Below are 14,068 nucleotides of genomic sequence, written 5' to 3' on the forward strand. Positions count from 1 at the left end.
TATTCTCCGCACCCCGTTTCACGTTCAACCTCGCGAGGACAGCTTGTCAAAAGGTATCGCTTTATCGGTTTCAGCCTCGGTGCTGTTTGCCGTCATGTATTACTACACTTCACTGCTCAAGCCGTTGAGCGGTGTGGAGATTTTCGGCTGGCGCATGCTGTTGACCGTGCCGTGCATGACCCTGTTCATGCTGGGGTCGGGCGAATGGCGGCGCGTGGCCGACCTGCTGCGTCGGTTCTGCGCCCAACCCAGGTTGATCGGCATCCTGTTCGTCTCGGCGGCGTTGCTGGGCGTCCAGCTTTGGCTGTTCATGTGGGCACCGCTCAATGGCTACAGCCTCGATGTGTCGCTGGGCTACTTCCTGTTGCCGCTGGCCATGGTGCTGACAGGGCGCATCGCCTACGGTGAACGCCTGTCGTACCTGCAAAAGATCGCGGTGTTCTTTGCAAGCCTGGGTGTGGTCAATGAGCTGTATCAGGTCGGCGGCTTCTCCTGGGCCACACTGGTAGTGGTCGTGGGTTATCCGCTGTATTTCGTGGTGCGCAAATGGCTGAAGACTGACAACCTCGGCGGACTGTGGGTCGACATGACCCTGATGCTGCCGATCGCATTCTGGTTCGTGAGCAGTGGTGAGCAGGGCTTTGGGGTCTTCGATCAACACCCGGCATTGTCTTGGCTGATTCCCCTGCTGGGCTTGATCAGCGCGTCGGCGCTGGTGGTCTACATCATCGCCAGTCGCTTGCTGCCGTTCAGCCTGTTCGGGTTGTTGAGCTACGTCGAGCCGGTGCTGTTGCTGGGCGTGGCGTTGATGCTGGGGGAAAGCATCAAGCCCGGTGAATGGCTGACCTATATTCCGATCTGGATGGCGGTACTGGTGCTGGTGTTTGAAGGGTTCAAGCACCTGATGCGCCATCGCCGCCCTTGAAAGTAAAAGATCGCAGCCTGCGGCAGCTCCTACAGGTGGACCGTGTAGGAGCTGCCGCAGGCTGCGATCTTTTGATCTTTACAACCAATCAGTCAGTGGACAACACACCACGACGTACCTGGTCGCGCTCGATCGATTCGAACAGCGCCTTGAAGTTGCCTTCACCGAAGCCGTCATCACCCTTGCGCTGGATGAATTCGAAGAACACCGGCCCCATCAGGGTTTCCGAGAAGATCTGCAGCAGCAGGCGCTTGTCGCCCGACTCGGACGAACCGTCCAGCAGGATGCCGCGCGCCTGCAACTCGCCTACCGGCTCCCCGTGGTTGGGCAGACGGCCTTCGAGCATTTCGTAGTAGGTGTCCGGCGGCGCGGTCATGAAGCGCATGCCGATACTTTTCAGGTGATCCCAGGTCTTGATCAGGTCATCGCTGAGGAAGGCCACGTGCTGGATGCCCTCGCCGTTGAACTGCATCAGGAATTCTTCGATCTGCCCGGCGCCCTTGGACGATTCTTCGTTCAGCGGGATGCGGATCATGCCGTCTGGCGCGGTCATGGCCTTGGAGGTCAGGCCGGTGTATTCGCCCTTGATGTCGAAGTAACGGATTTCACGGAAGTTGAACAGTTTCTCGTAGAAGTTCGCCCAGTAGGCCATGCGACCGCGGTACACGTTGTGGGTCAGGTGATCGATGATCTTCAGGCCAGCCCCGACCGGGTGACGGTCAACGCCGTCGATGAACACGAAGTCGATGTCGTAGATCGAGCTGCCTTCACCGAAACGGTCGATCAGGTACAGCGGCGCACCGCCGATGCCCTTGATCGCCGGCAGGTTCAGCTCCATCGGGCCAGTCTCGATGTGGATCGGCTGGGCGCCGAGTTCCAGGGCACGCTTGTAGGCCTTTTGCGAATCCTTGACACGGAACGCCATGCCGCACACCGATGGACCGTGCTCGGCGGCAAAGTACGAGGCGACGCTGTGGGGTTCGTTGTTGAGGATCAGGTTGATCGCGCCCTGGCGATACAGGTGCACGTCCTTGGAACGATGGGTCGCGACCTTGGTGAAGCCCATGATCTCGAAGATCGGCTCCAGGGTATTGGGGGTCGGCGATGCAAGTTCGATGAACTCGAAGCCCATCAGGCCCATTGGGTTTTCGTATAAATCTGCCATGGTTGGCGCCTCATCATGCTTTAGGAATTAACCGCTGAAATTAACAAGCGTTAGTTGCTAGCAATGCTGAGAGCGGTGGGTGGCGCACAGGAGATGCCCCGCACGCTGCGGGCGAGGAAATCACCGTAGATCAATTGAAACCCGAATATCTTCATTGTCGACCCAAGGCTCTGAGGGCGAGGCTTCTGCTGCCAGAAGACGATTATTATTGTATGCGTAACCTAATTCTACACAGCGTAACTCAATTTGTCCGCCTTCTGTATCAAATCCCCTTTTCCCCATGGCGCGCAAGGGCTTTGTTACACAAGAAAATCCCCATTGGAATCATCCCTCGGCACAAGTGCCAAGGGCCAACTATCCTGCCTCTTGCTTGAACGCTTGATGGGAAGCATCACTTCCCGCCAGGCGTTGAGAGCCCCACTTCAGCGATACAGGTTTCGCGAATGCCACTGAAAACCAACGCCCACCCGAGAGGCATCAGGCTCGCTGTAACCTTGTTGAGTGGACTGCTGCCGATCCTGCTGGGTTTCGTCATTCTTTACATGCAGGCCGAACGCGTACTCAGGCTCAGCAGCCAACAAACCGCCGAAGAAGCGACTCGCCAATTCGAACTGATGCTCGACAACACCGCCCAGGCGGCGCGCGAGTTGCTGCCGTTGGCTGGCCAAAGCTGCATTGACGTCAACCTCGCGTTGCGCGAGCAGGTGACACGCCGTCCATTCGTGCGCTCGACCAACCTGCTATGGGACGACACTCTCTATTGCAGTTCCCTGTTCGGTGACTATCACGAAAAAATGGCTTCCGGAGATTATGCCAACGGCCAGTTGTTGCTGATTAAGGGCAACCCGGTGACGCCCGACACCGCGTTTTTGGTCTATCGACTCAGCGACGGTAAACGGGGCGCCATGAGCACGCTGGACGGTTACCACCTGAGTAATATCCTGCGCCTGATCGGGCGCCAGACACTGTTGTTGTTGCAAGTCGGGCCGCACTGGTTGTCCGCCGACGGCAGTTTTCACGAAGGCGATCCACCCGAGTTCCCCGTCGCACAAAACACGCTGGCATCTTCGCGTTATCCCTTCAGCGTAACGGCCAGTTTCCCCGAAGGCGAAGTGTGGCGCTACATGAGCAGTGAATATCCGCCACTGTTCAGTTTGTTGCTGTTCTTCGGCGTGATTGCCGGTTTTATCGGGCACGTCATACAGAAGCGTTCCTCGTCGCCAACCCTTGAGATGCAGCGCGCACTGGACGCGGCGGAGTTCGTTCCGTACTTCCAGCCAGTGGTGCATGCGCTGAGCAAAAAATGCACGGGAGTCGAGGTACTGATGCGCTGGAACCATCCCAAGGAAGGTTTGGTCAGCGCCGATCTGTTCATTCCGTTTGCCGAACACAGCGGGCTGATCGTGCCGATGACGCGCTCGATCATGCAACAAACAGCCAGGCTGTTGGCACGGAAGTCGGCATCGTTCGATGAGCCGTTCCATGTGGGCATCAATATCACCGCCAATCATTGCCAGGATCTTGCGCTGGTCGAGGATTGCCGGCAATTCCTCGCCGCCTTTGCCCCGGGCTCCATACACCTGGTGCTGGAGTTGACCGAGCGCAAACTGATCGAGCCCTCGGCCATTACCCATCAATTGTTCGAGCAACTGCATGAGCTTGGCGTAATGATCGCCATCGACGACTTCGGCACCGGCCACTCGAGCCTCGGTTACCTGCGCCAGTTCAACGTGGATTTCCTGAAAATCGACCAGAGCTTCGTCGCCATGATCGGCATCGATACCCTCTCCAGCCACATTCTGGAAAGCATCATCGAGCTGGCGGCCAAGCTTGACCTGGCAATGGTTGCCGAAGGTGTGGAAACCCAGGAGCAAAGTGACTACCTGACGGCCCACAACGTGAACTACCTGCAAGGTTATCTGTTTGGTCGGCCGATACCCGCCGCCGATTTCATTAATGCATTAAGTGATGATTAACTAGTGGCCTTTAGCAGCGATTCAACGACACACTGCACTCCTCCATTTGAATCAAGTACAACTCTTGTTACATGAACAAAAAGTCATGATTTACTCTTGCCCCATTAACTACTACAATTTTTCATGCCTGCATCAGATTGGCAGGTGAGGCATCTAATCCCCGAGTCGCTTCAAGGCTCTTGGCTTATAGCTTTGTTTGCGGTTGGTATCAGCCAAACACACTATTGGAGTAAAGATATTGTCCAGACTCGCTGAATTTCGTGCAGCTGAAAAGGCCCTTCAAGAGCAGCTCAAGCAGCTTGAATCCCTGAAGAACGATGCCGGGCTCAAGAAAGAAATCGAATTCGAAGAAAAGCTCCAGGGGCTGATGAAAACCTACGGCAAGAGCCTGCGCGACATCATCGCCATCCTCGACCCGAACCCGGCAAAATCCGGTCTGCAACAGGCCGCTCCAAAGACCCGCCGCGCCCGCGTGGTCAAGGTTTATCAGAACCCGCATACCGGCGAGCTGATTGAAACCAAGGGCGGCAACCACCGTGGACTGAAGGCCTGGAAGGAACAATACGGTGCCGCCACCGTTGATTCCTGGCTGCGCGGCTAAACCCTCGCACTGAAAAAACAAAGCCCTGCACCTGCAGGGCTTTTTTTCATTGAAGGCATCTAAAGGCAAGGCTGACCGGTACTTTCCCGGCAACTTTGTGCTTAATCCTTTTGGCTATCTAACGGCGTCGGCACAGACATGAAATCGGTGCCTATTGAAGCCTTCAGCTAAAGTTTCAAGCCGTTACGAGCCGCCTCTATTTCATTCTGACTGGCCTTATAAGCTTCGGCCTGCCCGGCGTAGGAAAATACGTAGGCCTTATCGGCATCCACCGCGGCAACCAGTGTTTGAGACAGTACATGCCGACCGTTTTGCGTGATGGTGCAAGTGGTTTCCAGCGCCGGCAAGCGACTCAAGGTGGCCGAGTGAATCCGGTTGCAAACACTTTGATAGCCACCCTGGAAAAAGTCTTTCTGCACTGATTTGCGCATCTCCAGCAACACAGCTTCCAGGTTCACCTGGTGATCGGGTTGCACCCGGCTCACGGTCAATTCCATCACCATCAACGGCATGCCTTGCGCGTCGTTCTTGACCGCGCGCTGGCGACTGACACCGGAGCCGGCTTCGCCTTGGGCAACGGCTTCGACCTGCCAGCCCGGCGGCCACGCCACGACGGGCTCATCGGCGTGAGCCCGGGCCAACACAGAAAGCACACCACTCAGGATAATCAACGACCTGCACAATCGAATCATTACCATCAACACCCAGCCAGTTAGCCCTGAAGTTTGATCTTCGGCCGGCGGTCAGGCAATAGCAGACGCTTTGGGTTTGGTGATGTCGCAACCCATGCGTATCATTGTCGGCAGCCCCATTTAATTTCCGGAGGGCCCATGAGCCTGCAAGATCTGAACACCTTCCCCGGCGTGACCGCACAGCCTGACACCGCCACCCAGAAATTTGTCTTCAACCACACCATGTTGCGGGTCAAGGACATCACCAAGTCCCTGGACTTCTACACGCGCGTTCTCGGCTTCTCGCTGGTGGAGAAACGCGATTTTCCAGAAGCTGAATTCAGCCTGTACTTCCTCGCCCTGGTCGACAAGCGTCAGATTCCGGCCGATGCCGCCGAGCGCACGCAATGGATGAAGTCGATCCCGGGCATTCTGGAACTGACCCATAACCACGGCACCGAGAACGATGCGGACTTCGCCTATCACAACGGCAATACCGACCCGCGCGGATTCGGCCACATCTGCATCTCGGTGCCGGACATCGTGGCTGCGTGCGAACGCTTCGAAGCGCTGGGCTGCGATTTCCAGAAGCGCCTGAACGATGGCCGCATGAAGAGCCTGGCGTTCATCAAGGACCCGGATGGGTATTGGGTCGAAATCATCCAGCCAGCCCCGCTATAATTGGGCGGTTTGATCGTTCCCACGCTCCGCGTGGTAACGCCTCCTGTGACGCTCTGCGTCACGCTCGTGGGACGCGGAGCGTCCCGGGCTGCATTCCCACGCAGAGCGTGGGAACGATCAAGCACCAACCCCTTCCGGTTTACGCCGGGGCCGAGGTGCGAATCAAGTGGTCGAATGCGCTAAGGGAAGCCTTGGCGCCCTCGCCCACCGCGATCACGATCTGCTTGTAGGGCACCGTGGTCACATCGCCTGCCGCGAACACACCCGGTATCGATGTCTCGCCACGGGCATCGACGATGATCTCGCCACGCGGCGACAACTCAATGGTGCCCTTGAGCCAATCGGTATTGGGCAACAGACCGATCTGCACAAAGATCCCTTCCAGTTCCACGCTGCGCAATTCGTCGCTCTCGCGATCTTTATAGCGCAAGCCGTTGACCTTCTGCCCGTCGCCCATCACTTCAGTGGTTTGCGCACGGGTGATCACCGTCACGTTCGGCAGGCTGTGCAACTTGCGCTGCAATACCGCATCGGCACGCAGCTGCACATCGAACTCCAGCAGCGTGACATGGGCCACGATACCGGCCAGGTCGATGGCCGCTTCGACGCCTGAGTTACCGCCGCCAATCACCGCCACACGCTTGCCTTTGAACAACGGGCCGTCGCAGTGCGGGCAGTACGCCACGCCCTTGTTGCGATATTCCTGCTCACCGGGCACGTTCATTTCGCGCCAGCGTGCACCCGTGGCCACGATCACCGTCCTGGCTTTGAGTTTCGCGCCGCTGGCGAAGTGGACTTCGTGCAGCTCGCCGTCTTTGCCCGGCAGCAATTTGTCGGCGCGCTGCAGGTTCATGATGTCCACGTCGTACTGCTTGACGTGCTCTTCAAGCGCGACCGCCAGTTTTGGCCCTTCGGTTTCCTGCACGGAGATGAAGTTTTCGATGGCCATGGTATCCAGCACCTGGCCACCAAAACGTTCGGCAGCGACACCGGTGCGAATGCCTTTGCGCGCGGCATAGATGGCCGCCGCAGCACCGGCCGGGCCACCGCCCACCACCAGTACGTCAAAGGCTTCCTTGGCGCTGATCTTCTCGGCCTGGCGCTCGATGCCGCTGGTGTCGATTTTGCCGAGGATTTCTTCCAGGCCCATGCGGCCCTGGCCGAAGTTCACGCCGTTGAGGTAGATGCTCGGTACCGCCATGATCTGGCGCTCATCGACTTCAGCCTGGAAGAGCGCGCCGTCGATGGCGACGTGGCGAATATTGGGGTTGAGTACCGCCATCAGGTTCAACGCCTGGACCACGTCCGGGCAGTTCTGGCAGGACAGCGAGAAATACGTCTCGAAGTTGAATTCGCCTTTGAGCGAGCGGATCTGTTCGATCACTTCGACACTGGCCTTGGAGGGGTGGCCGCCGACTTGCAGCAAGGCCAGCACCAGGGAGGTGAATTCATGGCCCATGGGGATGCCAGCGAAACGCAGGCTGATATCCGCGCCGGGGCGGTTGATCGAGAACGATGGCTTGCGTGCATCGTCACCGTTATCGAGCAAGGTAATCTGGCTGGAAAGACTGGCAACGTCTTTCAGCAGTGCGAGCATTTCCTGGGATTTCGCACCGTCGTCGAGGGAGGCAACGATCTCGATCGGCTGGGTGACCCGTTCCAGGTACGATTTCAACTGGGCTTTAAGATTGGCGTCCAACATACGGGCGATTTCCATGCTGTTTGGTGAAGAGACGGAGACGAAAAAAACGCCCGAGCGAATCACGCCCGGGCGTTTTTATTGGGCGGTGCAGCTTGCTTAGAAGGTGCGGAAGTCCGCCCTGATGAAGCGCGTCACAGACTTAGATCTTGCCAACCAGGTCCAGGGACGGCGCCAGAGTGGCCTCGCCTTCTTTCCACTTGGCTGGGCAAACCTGGCCTGGGTGAGCGGCGACGTATTGGGCAGCCTTGATCTTGCGCAGCAACTCGCTGGCGTCACGGCCAACACCGCCGTCGTTCAGTTCAACGATCTTGATCTGGCCTTCAGGGTTGATCACGAAGGTGCCACGGTCAGCCAGGCCAGCTTCTTCGATCAGTACGTCGAAGTTGCGGGAGATGGCGTGGGTCGGGTCGCCGATCATGGTGTACTGGATCTTGCCGATGGCTGGCGAAGTGTTGTGCCAAGCAGCGTGGGCGAAATGGGTGTCGGTGGAAACACTGTAGATCTCGACGCCCAGCTTCTGGAACGCGTCGTAGTTGTCAGCGAGGTCTTCCAGCTCGGTCGGGCAAACGAAGGTGAAGTCGGCCGGGTAGAAGAACACCACCGACCACTTGCCTTTAAGGTCAGCGTCCGAGACTTTTACGAAGTCGCCATTTTTGAATGCGTCAGCTTTGAACGGTTTAACTTGGCTGTTGATGATAGGCATCGTTGACTCTCCGTCAGGGGTTAAGAAGTTGATGGAGAGAACTTTACCCACTCGACGGACGGTTGGCTCATTGGCAAACCTCATGCCGCTGATTGGCTTTCGCTATTAGCCGACTGCATTGATAGAAGAAAACCGAATTTACCCCGACAAATGCTAGAATGCGTTTTTCGTGGTACGTACCACACAGCAAAACAGCAGGAGATCTCATGGCCCGTGGCGGCGTGAACAAACAAGTGGTGCAAGCGGCGCGATTGGCGATCCTGGCCCGCGGCGAAAATCCCAGCATCGATGCCGTACGGATCGAAATGGGCAATACCGGCTCGAAAACCACGATCCATCGCTACATGAAGGAGCTCGATGATAGCACCCCGGGGCCAGACGAAGCCCCTTCCGAGCCGATCGACGAAGAGTTGCTGGCGCTGGTAACACGCCTCGCGCAGCGCCTTAAAGAGCAGGCGCAGGAACCCATTGACCAGGCCCGCGAACAGTACGAGCAACAACGCAAGGCGCTGGAAACGCAACTGCAGCAAGCCGAGCAAGCCAATACGCAACTGCAGCAACACTACGAGCTGCAGAGCCTGGCACTGACCCAGGAATCCGAGGCACTGCAAAGCACGCGCACCCTGCTTCAGGGTGAACAAACGCGCAATGCCGGGCAGACTCAGGCACTGGCTGATTTTGAGCTGCGCCTGCAGGACAAAGACGAGCAGATTCGCTCGCTGGAAGAAAAACACCTGCACAGTCGTGATGCCCTGGAGCACTACCGCAACGCGATCAACGAGCAGCGCGAGCAAGAGCAAAGCCGCCACGAAGGCCAGGTACAGCAACTGCAGATGGAGTTGCGCCAAGCCCAACAAAGCGCCTTGGTACGCCAGGACGAAATCACCCAGTTGCACCGCGACAACGAACGCCTGCTGACGGAGAATCGCGGCACACTGCGCGAGCTGAGCCTGCTGCAAGAGCAACTCAAGCAAAGCAACACCCGCCAGGATCAACTGCTCGATCAGGCCACGCGTGTCGACAGCGAGCGCACCCTCCTCCAGGAACGCCTGCGCGTAGCCATGCTGGAAAGCCAGGCGCTCAAGCAGAGCGTCGAGGAACAAGCGCAGGTTAACAAGGCACTGGAAATCGAACTGCAGAAAGCCCGGGCCGACCTCGAAAAAAGCCTACGCCTGGCCGCTGCCAATGCAGCAGCGCCAGACGTCGCCAGGGTCGATTAAGCGCCGACCGGTGTACGCAGGGTGACAAACTCTTCGGCGGCCGTCGGGTGCACACCGATGGTTTCGTCGAAGTGGCGCTTGGTGGCGCCGGCCTTCAAGGCGATAGCCAGGCCCTGGACAATTTCGCCAGCCTCCGGCCCCACCATGTGGCAGCCCAGCACCTTGTCGGTCTGGGCATCCACCACCAGTTTCATCAGCGTGCGCTCCTGACATTCGGTCAGGGTCAGCTTCATCGGCCGGAAGCGGCTTTCGAAGATCTGTACCTCGTGGCCCGCCTCGCGCGCTTCTTCCTCGGTGAGGCCGACCGTGCCGATATTGGGCAGGCTGAACACCGCCGTCGGGATCATCTTGTAATCCACCGGGCGATACTGCTCAGGCTTGAACAAGCGCCGCGCCACCGCCATGCCTTCAGCCAGCGCCACCGGCGTCAGCTGCACCCGGCCGATCACATCGCCCAGGGCCAGGATCGAAGGCTCGGACGTCTGGTACAGGTCGTCCACCTCGACGAAGCCTTTCTGATCGAGCTTCACCGCGGTATTTTCCAGCCCGAGATTGTCCAGCATCGGACGTCGACCGGTGGCGTAGAACACGCAATCGGCCTCCAACTGACGACCATCCTTGAGCGTCACTTTCAAGCTGCCATCGGCTTGCTTGTCGATACGCTCGATGTCGGCATTGAATTGCAGGTCCATGCCGCGCTTGGTCAGCTCTTCCTGCAGATGCTTGCGCACGGAACCGTCAAAGCCCCGCAGGAACAGCTCACCGCGATACAACAACGTGGTCTGCGCGCCCAGGCCGTGGAAGATCCCGGCGAATTCGACGGCAATGTAACCACCGCCCACCACCAGCACACGCTTGGGCAGTTCCTTGAGGAAGAACGCCTGGTTGGAACTGATCGCGTGCTCGTGCCCCGGAATCTCGGGAATCTGCGGCCAGCCACCGGTAGCGATCAGAATGTTCTTAGCCGTGTGGCGCTCGCCATTGATCTCGACCGTATGCGGGTCGACGATCTTGGCGTGGCCTTCGTGCAGCGTCACGCCACTGTTGACCAGCAGGTTGCGGTAAATGCCGTTGAGGCGATTGATCTCGCGATCCTTGTTGGCGATCAGCGTCGCCCAGTCGAACTGCGCCTCATCCAGGCTCCAGCCAAAACCCGAAGCCTGCTCGAAGTCCTCGGCGAAATGCGCGCCGTACACCAGCAGCTTTTTCGGCACGCAGCCGACGTTTACGCAAGTGCCGCCCAGGTAGCGACTCTCGGCCACCGCCACTGTCGCGCCGAAGCCGGCCGCAAACCGGGCCGCCCGCACACCGCCAGAACCGGCGCCAATCACATAAAGGTCAAAATCGTAGGCCATTTTCTATCTCCTCGGCAGGTGACCAGCATACCTGTGGACGGCGGCTGAGCAAGTGTTGTGCAAAGCCTGCGTTCGACCTATGGAAATGAAGATCAAAAGATCGCAGCCTTCGGCAGTTCCTACAGGGGACACGCGCACCTGTAGGAGCTGCCGAAGGCTGCGATCTTTTGATTTGGCTTTTGATCTTCGTGGAGATTCTTATGGCGGCGGGCCCTGTAGGAGCGAGCAGGCTCGCGATGAACGTCAACGATGACGCTGGGCACCAGTCACCCCACGGTGCTCTCAGGCTCATCGCGAGCATGCTCGCTCCTACAGTTTAGATCGGGTACGGCCGTGGAAGATTGGTCGACCGTAAAACCTGGCTACTGGAAACCAAGCGCTTTTTTAGCGCGTACAAAGCAAACGCCCCGATCAAGTCGGGGCGCCTGTTCAAACCTTCATCAGCTTGTGAAGGTCGCTTTCAATACAAGCAGCTCAAGCGCTATCAGTAAGCCTTGCCCGTCTTGTAGAAGTTCTCGAAGCAGAAGTTGGTCGCGTCGATATAACCTTCGGCGCCGCCGCAGTCGAAACGCTTGCCCTTGAACTTGTAGGCCATGACGCAGCCGTTTTGCGCTTGCTTCATCAGGGCGTCGGTGATCTGGATTTCGCCGCCCTTGCCTGGCTCGGTCTGTTCGATCAGGTCGAAGATGTCCGGGGTCAGGATGTAGCGACCGATGATGGCCAGGTTCGATGGCGCATCTTCAGGTTTTGGTTTTTCCACCATGCTGTGCACGCGGTAGATGTCGTCGCGGATCATCTCGCCGGCGATCACGCCGTACTTGTTGGTCTCTTGCGGGTCGACTTCCTGGATGGCCACGATCGAGCAGCGGAACTGCTTGTACAGCTTGACCATCTGGGTCAGTACGCCGTCGCCTTCGAGGTTGACGCACAGGTCGTCCGCCAGCACCACGGCGAAGGGTTCGTCGCCGATCAGCGGACGGCCGGTCAGGATAGCGTGGCCCAGGCCTTTCATTTCGGTCTGGCGGGTGTAGGAGAACGAGCAATTGTCGAGCAGCTTGCGAATGCCGACCAGGTACTTTTCCTTGTCGGTGCCCTTGATCTGGTTTTCCAGCTCGTAGCTGATGTCGAAATGGTCTTCCAGGGCGCGCTTGCCACGACCGGTGACGATGGAGATTTCCGTCAAGCCAGCGTCCAGTGCTTCTTCGACGCCGTACTGGATCAGTGGCTTGTTTACCACCGGCAGCATTTCTTTAGGCATGGCTTTGGTCGCTGGGAGGAAGCGAGTGCCGTAACCGGCTGCTGGAAACAAGCATTTCTTGATCATATAAGTCCTTGAAAGGGCTGTGTGTACGGGTTTCGGCGCAGTCTAATCAGGCGGCGTACACCTTACAATGCCCCGCACTGGCTAACCGATGCCATCATAGAGAAATATTCTCGCCGTTAGTTCCGCAGCGAGCACCGCGAATGGACCGGCAGCCTGTTATTGATAGCAGAGTCCGCCAGGTTTGCACGCCAAGTCAACCCATGACCAAGTGCACCAACCCGCGCCCAGCGGCACCCTAACGGTGCATTTGGCGGTATCATGGCGCCCTTGAACCAGCCAACGAGGCAAATAGATGTCAGAAGCAAAAAGCGTCAACGGGTACTTGATCAACAAGGCCAAAGACGGCCAGTGGTGGGTAGCCGGCGTTGGCGGTGAGAATATTGCCGGACCTTTCCCATCCGAAGCCATGGCGATCGAAGTGGCATCGGTGTTGCAACTGGAACACCCGGCACCGAAACGACGGGGCAAGGACAAGATTTGATCCAGGCCTGACGCCCTGCCCTTGTGCAGGGCTTCTTTTGCAAATATCCGCAAGAAGTGGCCTTTGGCTATAACCTTTTGCCCACCGCGCTGTCACAGGCTTTGCCCCCTCATCCTGACGACGACAACGACATGACCAAATTTTTGCCGCTGATAGCGGTCCTGGCCCTCAGTGGCTGCGCCACCTCCGAAACCACTTACCTGAACAATGGCGAACAAGGCCTGGCCATTGACTGCTCCGGCGAGGCCAATTCCTGGGCGACCTGCTACGAAAAGGCCGATGCGTCTTGCGCTGGCACCGGCTACCGGATCGTTGGCACTGACGGCTCACCCGCCCCCAAGGAAAGCGACAAGACCCTTGGCGTCGACGTTGGCAACTACAAGAATCGTAGCGTCGTGGTGGTCTGCAAATAGGGCATCGTGCCCTACATGTGAATTTCGGCGAACTTGATCCCCAGGCCGCGTACGGTCTCGATCAATTCGTCGAGACTGCTGAAGGACTCGACTTCGTCGCTTTCGTCTACCAGGAAAAAACTGCGCCCGGCGCTTTTCTTGAAAAAAACGATCCACTCCCCCGGATTCGCCGGGTTCTGAATCACATGGGTGGCGCAGATTTGGCCCTCTGCATGCCGCTCCCGTACCCGCTCTCGCTTCATATTCGACTCCAGAAATGACAATGCCGGCAAAGGCGCGCTTTGACGGCATTGGTGCTGACGGTCGACAGTCTATCAGCCGGAAATGCACGCCGTGGCGGCATCGCGTACATCGAAGGGACGTATCGGCACATTGGAGATGCGCTCGTGCAGCTTGATGCTGCTGCCACCAGAGCGCTGTTCGATATCAAACACCGCGGCCGGCCCCGAGGAAAGCTTCTGCGGCACGATCACCCGCACCCCGTCTTTCTGCGTCTCGACCTGCAAGGCGCCACGGCTGTCGGCGAGTTTTTCGCTCAGGCACTGGGCGTACTCAAGGGGCTTCTTGCCGGAGATCACATTCATCGTCGGCAACGTCTGGTTGATGTCCGAGACACTCGCACAACCACCGATTGCCAGGACCCACGGCAAGCCAAACATGCCCCACTTCATATGAATTCTCCAATAAAGACCCTCGGACAGCACAGATACGGGTTTTCTCCGGGCTTGACTGCTTTTTTCTTCCCAGGCACGCGATATATGCATTTTTATTGTCCACCCGGGCCCGGAGAGCCGGATAATAACGCTCCGGGGCTGATAAACTGCGCCAATCGACCATGCTATCGTTTTGAT

The 14,068-nt window shown here is 58.0% G+C and carries 15 protein-coding genes; 7 read left to right on the top strand and 8 right to left on the bottom strand.

All coding sequences use genetic code 11. The features are described from left to right. Window positions 1–43: 43 nt before the first annotated feature. Window positions 44–925, top strand: a complete 882-nt coding sequence (gene rarD, locus PG5_RS11050; RefSeq protein ID WP_020797210.1) for an EamA family transporter RarD — start codon at window positions 44–46, stop codon at window positions 923–925. A gap of 88 nt (window positions 926–1,013) precedes the next feature. On the opposite strand, the gene hppD is transcribed toward rarD, so the two are convergent. Beyond that, on the bottom strand, window positions 1,014–2,090 hold the full coding sequence (gene hppD / locus PG5_RS11055; RefSeq protein WP_020797211.1) for a 4-hydroxyphenylpyruvate dioxygenase: 1,077 nt from the start codon (window positions 2,088–2,090) through the stop codon (window positions 1,014–1,016). A gap of 443 nt (window positions 2,091–2,533) precedes the next feature. Here hppD and PG5_RS11060 point away from each other — a divergent pair, with 443 nt between their 5' ends. Both PG5_RS11060 and PG5_RS11065 read left to right on the top strand, forming a co-directional pair. Next, window positions 2,534–4,066 (top strand): EAL domain-containing protein, encoded by a 1,533-nt coding sequence (locus tag PG5_RS11060; RefSeq protein WP_020797212.1) that lies wholly within the window; start codon window positions 2,534–2,536, stop codon window positions 4,064–4,066. Between the two features lie 238 nt (window positions 4,067–4,304). After that, window positions 4,305–4,667 carry a histone-like nucleoid-structuring protein, MvaT/MvaU family gene (locus PG5_RS11065; protein ID WP_008065377.1) on the top strand — a complete coding sequence of 121 codons (363 nt, stop codon included), beginning with the start codon at window positions 4,305–4,307 and terminating at the stop codon, window positions 4,665–4,667. 167 nt (window positions 4,668–4,834) lie between these two features. Here PG5_RS11065 and PG5_RS11070 read toward each other — a convergent pair whose 3' ends face one another. After that, on the bottom strand, window positions 4,835–5,359 hold the full coding sequence (locus PG5_RS11070; RefSeq protein WP_033044130.1) for a DUF4946 domain-containing protein: 525 nt from the start codon (window positions 5,357–5,359) through the stop codon (window positions 4,835–4,837). A gap of 138 nt (window positions 5,360–5,497) precedes the next feature. Between PG5_RS11070 and gloA the strand changes: the two genes are divergently transcribed. Beyond that, complete coding sequence (gloA, locus tag PG5_RS11075; RefSeq protein WP_020797214.1) at window positions 5,498–6,019, top strand: lactoylglutathione lyase; 522 nt, start codon at window positions 5,498–5,500, stop codon at window positions 6,017–6,019. A 139-nt stretch (window positions 6,020–6,158) separates the two neighbouring features. On the opposite strand, the gene ahpF is transcribed toward gloA, so the two are convergent. Then, window positions 6,159–7,721 (bottom strand): alkyl hydroperoxide reductase subunit F, encoded by a 1,563-nt coding sequence (gene ahpF, locus PG5_RS11080; protein WP_020797215.1) that lies wholly within the window; start codon window positions 7,719–7,721, stop codon window positions 6,159–6,161. 139 nt (window positions 7,722–7,860) lie between these two features. Next, window positions 7,861–8,424: an alkyl hydroperoxide reductase subunit C gene (gene ahpC / locus PG5_RS11085; RefSeq protein ID WP_007975937.1), complete on the bottom strand. Its 564-nt coding sequence runs from the start codon at window positions 8,422–8,424 to the stop codon at window positions 7,861–7,863. Between the two features lie 206 nt (window positions 8,425–8,630). Here ahpC and PG5_RS11090 point away from each other — a divergent pair, with 206 nt between their 5' ends. Continuing rightward, a complete protein-coding gene (locus PG5_RS11090; RefSeq protein WP_020797216.1) occupies window positions 8,631–9,644 on the top strand; it encodes a DNA-binding protein in 1,014 nt (337 codons plus the stop codon). Here the strand turns inward: PG5_RS11090 and gorA are convergent. After that, the gene (gorA, locus tag PG5_RS11095; RefSeq protein WP_020797217.1) at window positions 9,641–10,999 is read right to left on the bottom strand and encodes a glutathione-disulfide reductase; all 1,359 of its coding nucleotides are present in this window, start codon (window positions 10,997–10,999) and stop codon (window positions 9,641–9,643) included. The two genes, PG5_RS11090 and gorA, sit on opposite strands and share 4 nt — an antisense overlap. 484 nt (window positions 11,000–11,483) lie before the next feature. Then, complete coding sequence (galU, locus tag PG5_RS11100) at window positions 11,484–12,323, bottom strand: UTP--glucose-1-phosphate uridylyltransferase GalU (RefSeq protein ID WP_008065368.1); 840 nt, start codon at window positions 12,321–12,323, stop codon at window positions 11,484–11,486. Window positions 12,324–12,615: 292 nt separating this feature from the next. Between galU and PG5_RS11105 the strand changes: the two genes are divergently transcribed. Both PG5_RS11105 and PG5_RS11110 read left to right on the top strand, forming a co-directional pair. After that, window positions 12,616–12,804, top strand: coding sequence for a hypothetical protein (locus PG5_RS11105; protein ID WP_020797219.1), 189 nt, complete (start codon window positions 12,616–12,618; stop codon window positions 12,802–12,804). A 131-nt stretch (window positions 12,805–12,935) separates the two neighbouring features. Next, complete coding sequence (locus PG5_RS11110; RefSeq protein WP_033040807.1) at window positions 12,936–13,217, top strand: lipoprotein; 282 nt, start codon at window positions 12,936–12,938, stop codon at window positions 13,215–13,217. An 11-nt stretch (window positions 13,218–13,228) separates the two neighbouring features. On the opposite strand, the gene PG5_RS11115 is transcribed toward PG5_RS11110, so the two are convergent. Together PG5_RS11115 and PG5_RS11120 are read right to left on the bottom strand one after the other, a co-directional pair. Further along, window positions 13,229–13,459: a hypothetical protein gene (locus PG5_RS11115; RefSeq protein ID WP_020797221.1), complete on the bottom strand. Its 231-nt coding sequence runs from the start codon at window positions 13,457–13,459 to the stop codon at window positions 13,229–13,231. Between the two features lie 72 nt (window positions 13,460–13,531). Further along, window positions 13,532–13,888 carry a hypothetical protein gene (locus tag PG5_RS11120; protein ID WP_020797222.1) on the bottom strand — a complete coding sequence of 119 codons (357 nt, stop codon included), beginning with the start codon at window positions 13,886–13,888 and terminating at the stop codon, window positions 13,532–13,534. Window positions 13,889–14,068: the final 180 nt, after the last annotated feature.

The organism is Pseudomonas sp. G5(2012) (assembly GCF_000408945.1).
GTDB lineage: Bacteria > Pseudomonadota > Gammaproteobacteria > Pseudomonadales > Pseudomonadaceae > Aquipseudomonas > Aquipseudomonas umsongensis.

Bases quoted from the DNA above. Each gene is read 5' to 3' on its own strand.
- PG5_RS11090 (WP_020797216.1), top strand. From the start codon at position 8,631: ATGGCCCGTGGCGGCGTGAACAAACAAGTGGTGCAAGCGGCGCGATTG.
- PG5_RS11060 (WP_020797212.1), top strand. From the start codon at position 2,534: ATGCCACTGAAAACCAACGCCCACCCGAGAGGCATCAGGCTCGCTGTA.
- PG5_RS11105 (WP_020797219.1), top strand. From the start codon at position 12,616: ATGTCAGAAGCAAAAAGCGTCAACGGGTACTTGATCAACAAGGCCAAA.
- ahpC (WP_007975937.1), bottom strand. From the start codon at position 8,424: ATGCCTATCATCAACAGCCAAGTTAAACCGTTCAAAGCTGACGCATTC.
- PG5_RS11110 (WP_033040807.1), top strand. From the start codon at position 12,936: ATGACCAAATTTTTGCCGCTGATAGCGGTCCTGGCCCTCAGTGGCTGC.
- PG5_RS11070 (WP_033044130.1), bottom strand. From the start codon at position 5,359: ATGATTCGATTGTGCAGGTCGTTGATTATCCTGAGTGGTGTGCTTTCT.
- gloA (WP_020797214.1), top strand. From the start codon at position 5,498: ATGAGCCTGCAAGATCTGAACACCTTCCCCGGCGTGACCGCACAGCCT.
- hppD (WP_020797211.1), bottom strand. From the start codon at position 2,090: ATGGCAGATTTATACGAAAACCCAATGGGCCTGATGGGCTTCGAGTTC.
- gorA (WP_020797217.1), bottom strand. From the start codon at position 10,999: ATGGCCTACGATTTTGACCTTTATGTGATTGGCGCCGGTTCTGGCGGT.
- ahpF (WP_020797215.1), bottom strand. From the start codon at position 7,721: ATGTTGGACGCCAATCTTAAAGCCCAGTTGAAATCGTACCTGGAACGG.
- PG5_RS11120 (WP_020797222.1), bottom strand. From the start codon at position 13,888: ATGAAGTGGGGCATGTTTGGCTTGCCGTGGGTCCTGGCAATCGGTGGT.
- galU (WP_008065368.1), bottom strand. From the start codon at position 12,323: ATGATCAAGAAATGCTTGTTTCCAGCAGCCGGTTACGGCACTCGCTTC.
- PG5_RS11115 (WP_020797221.1), bottom strand. From the start codon at position 13,459: ATGAAGCGAGAGCGGGTACGGGAGCGGCATGCAGAGGGCCAAATCTGC.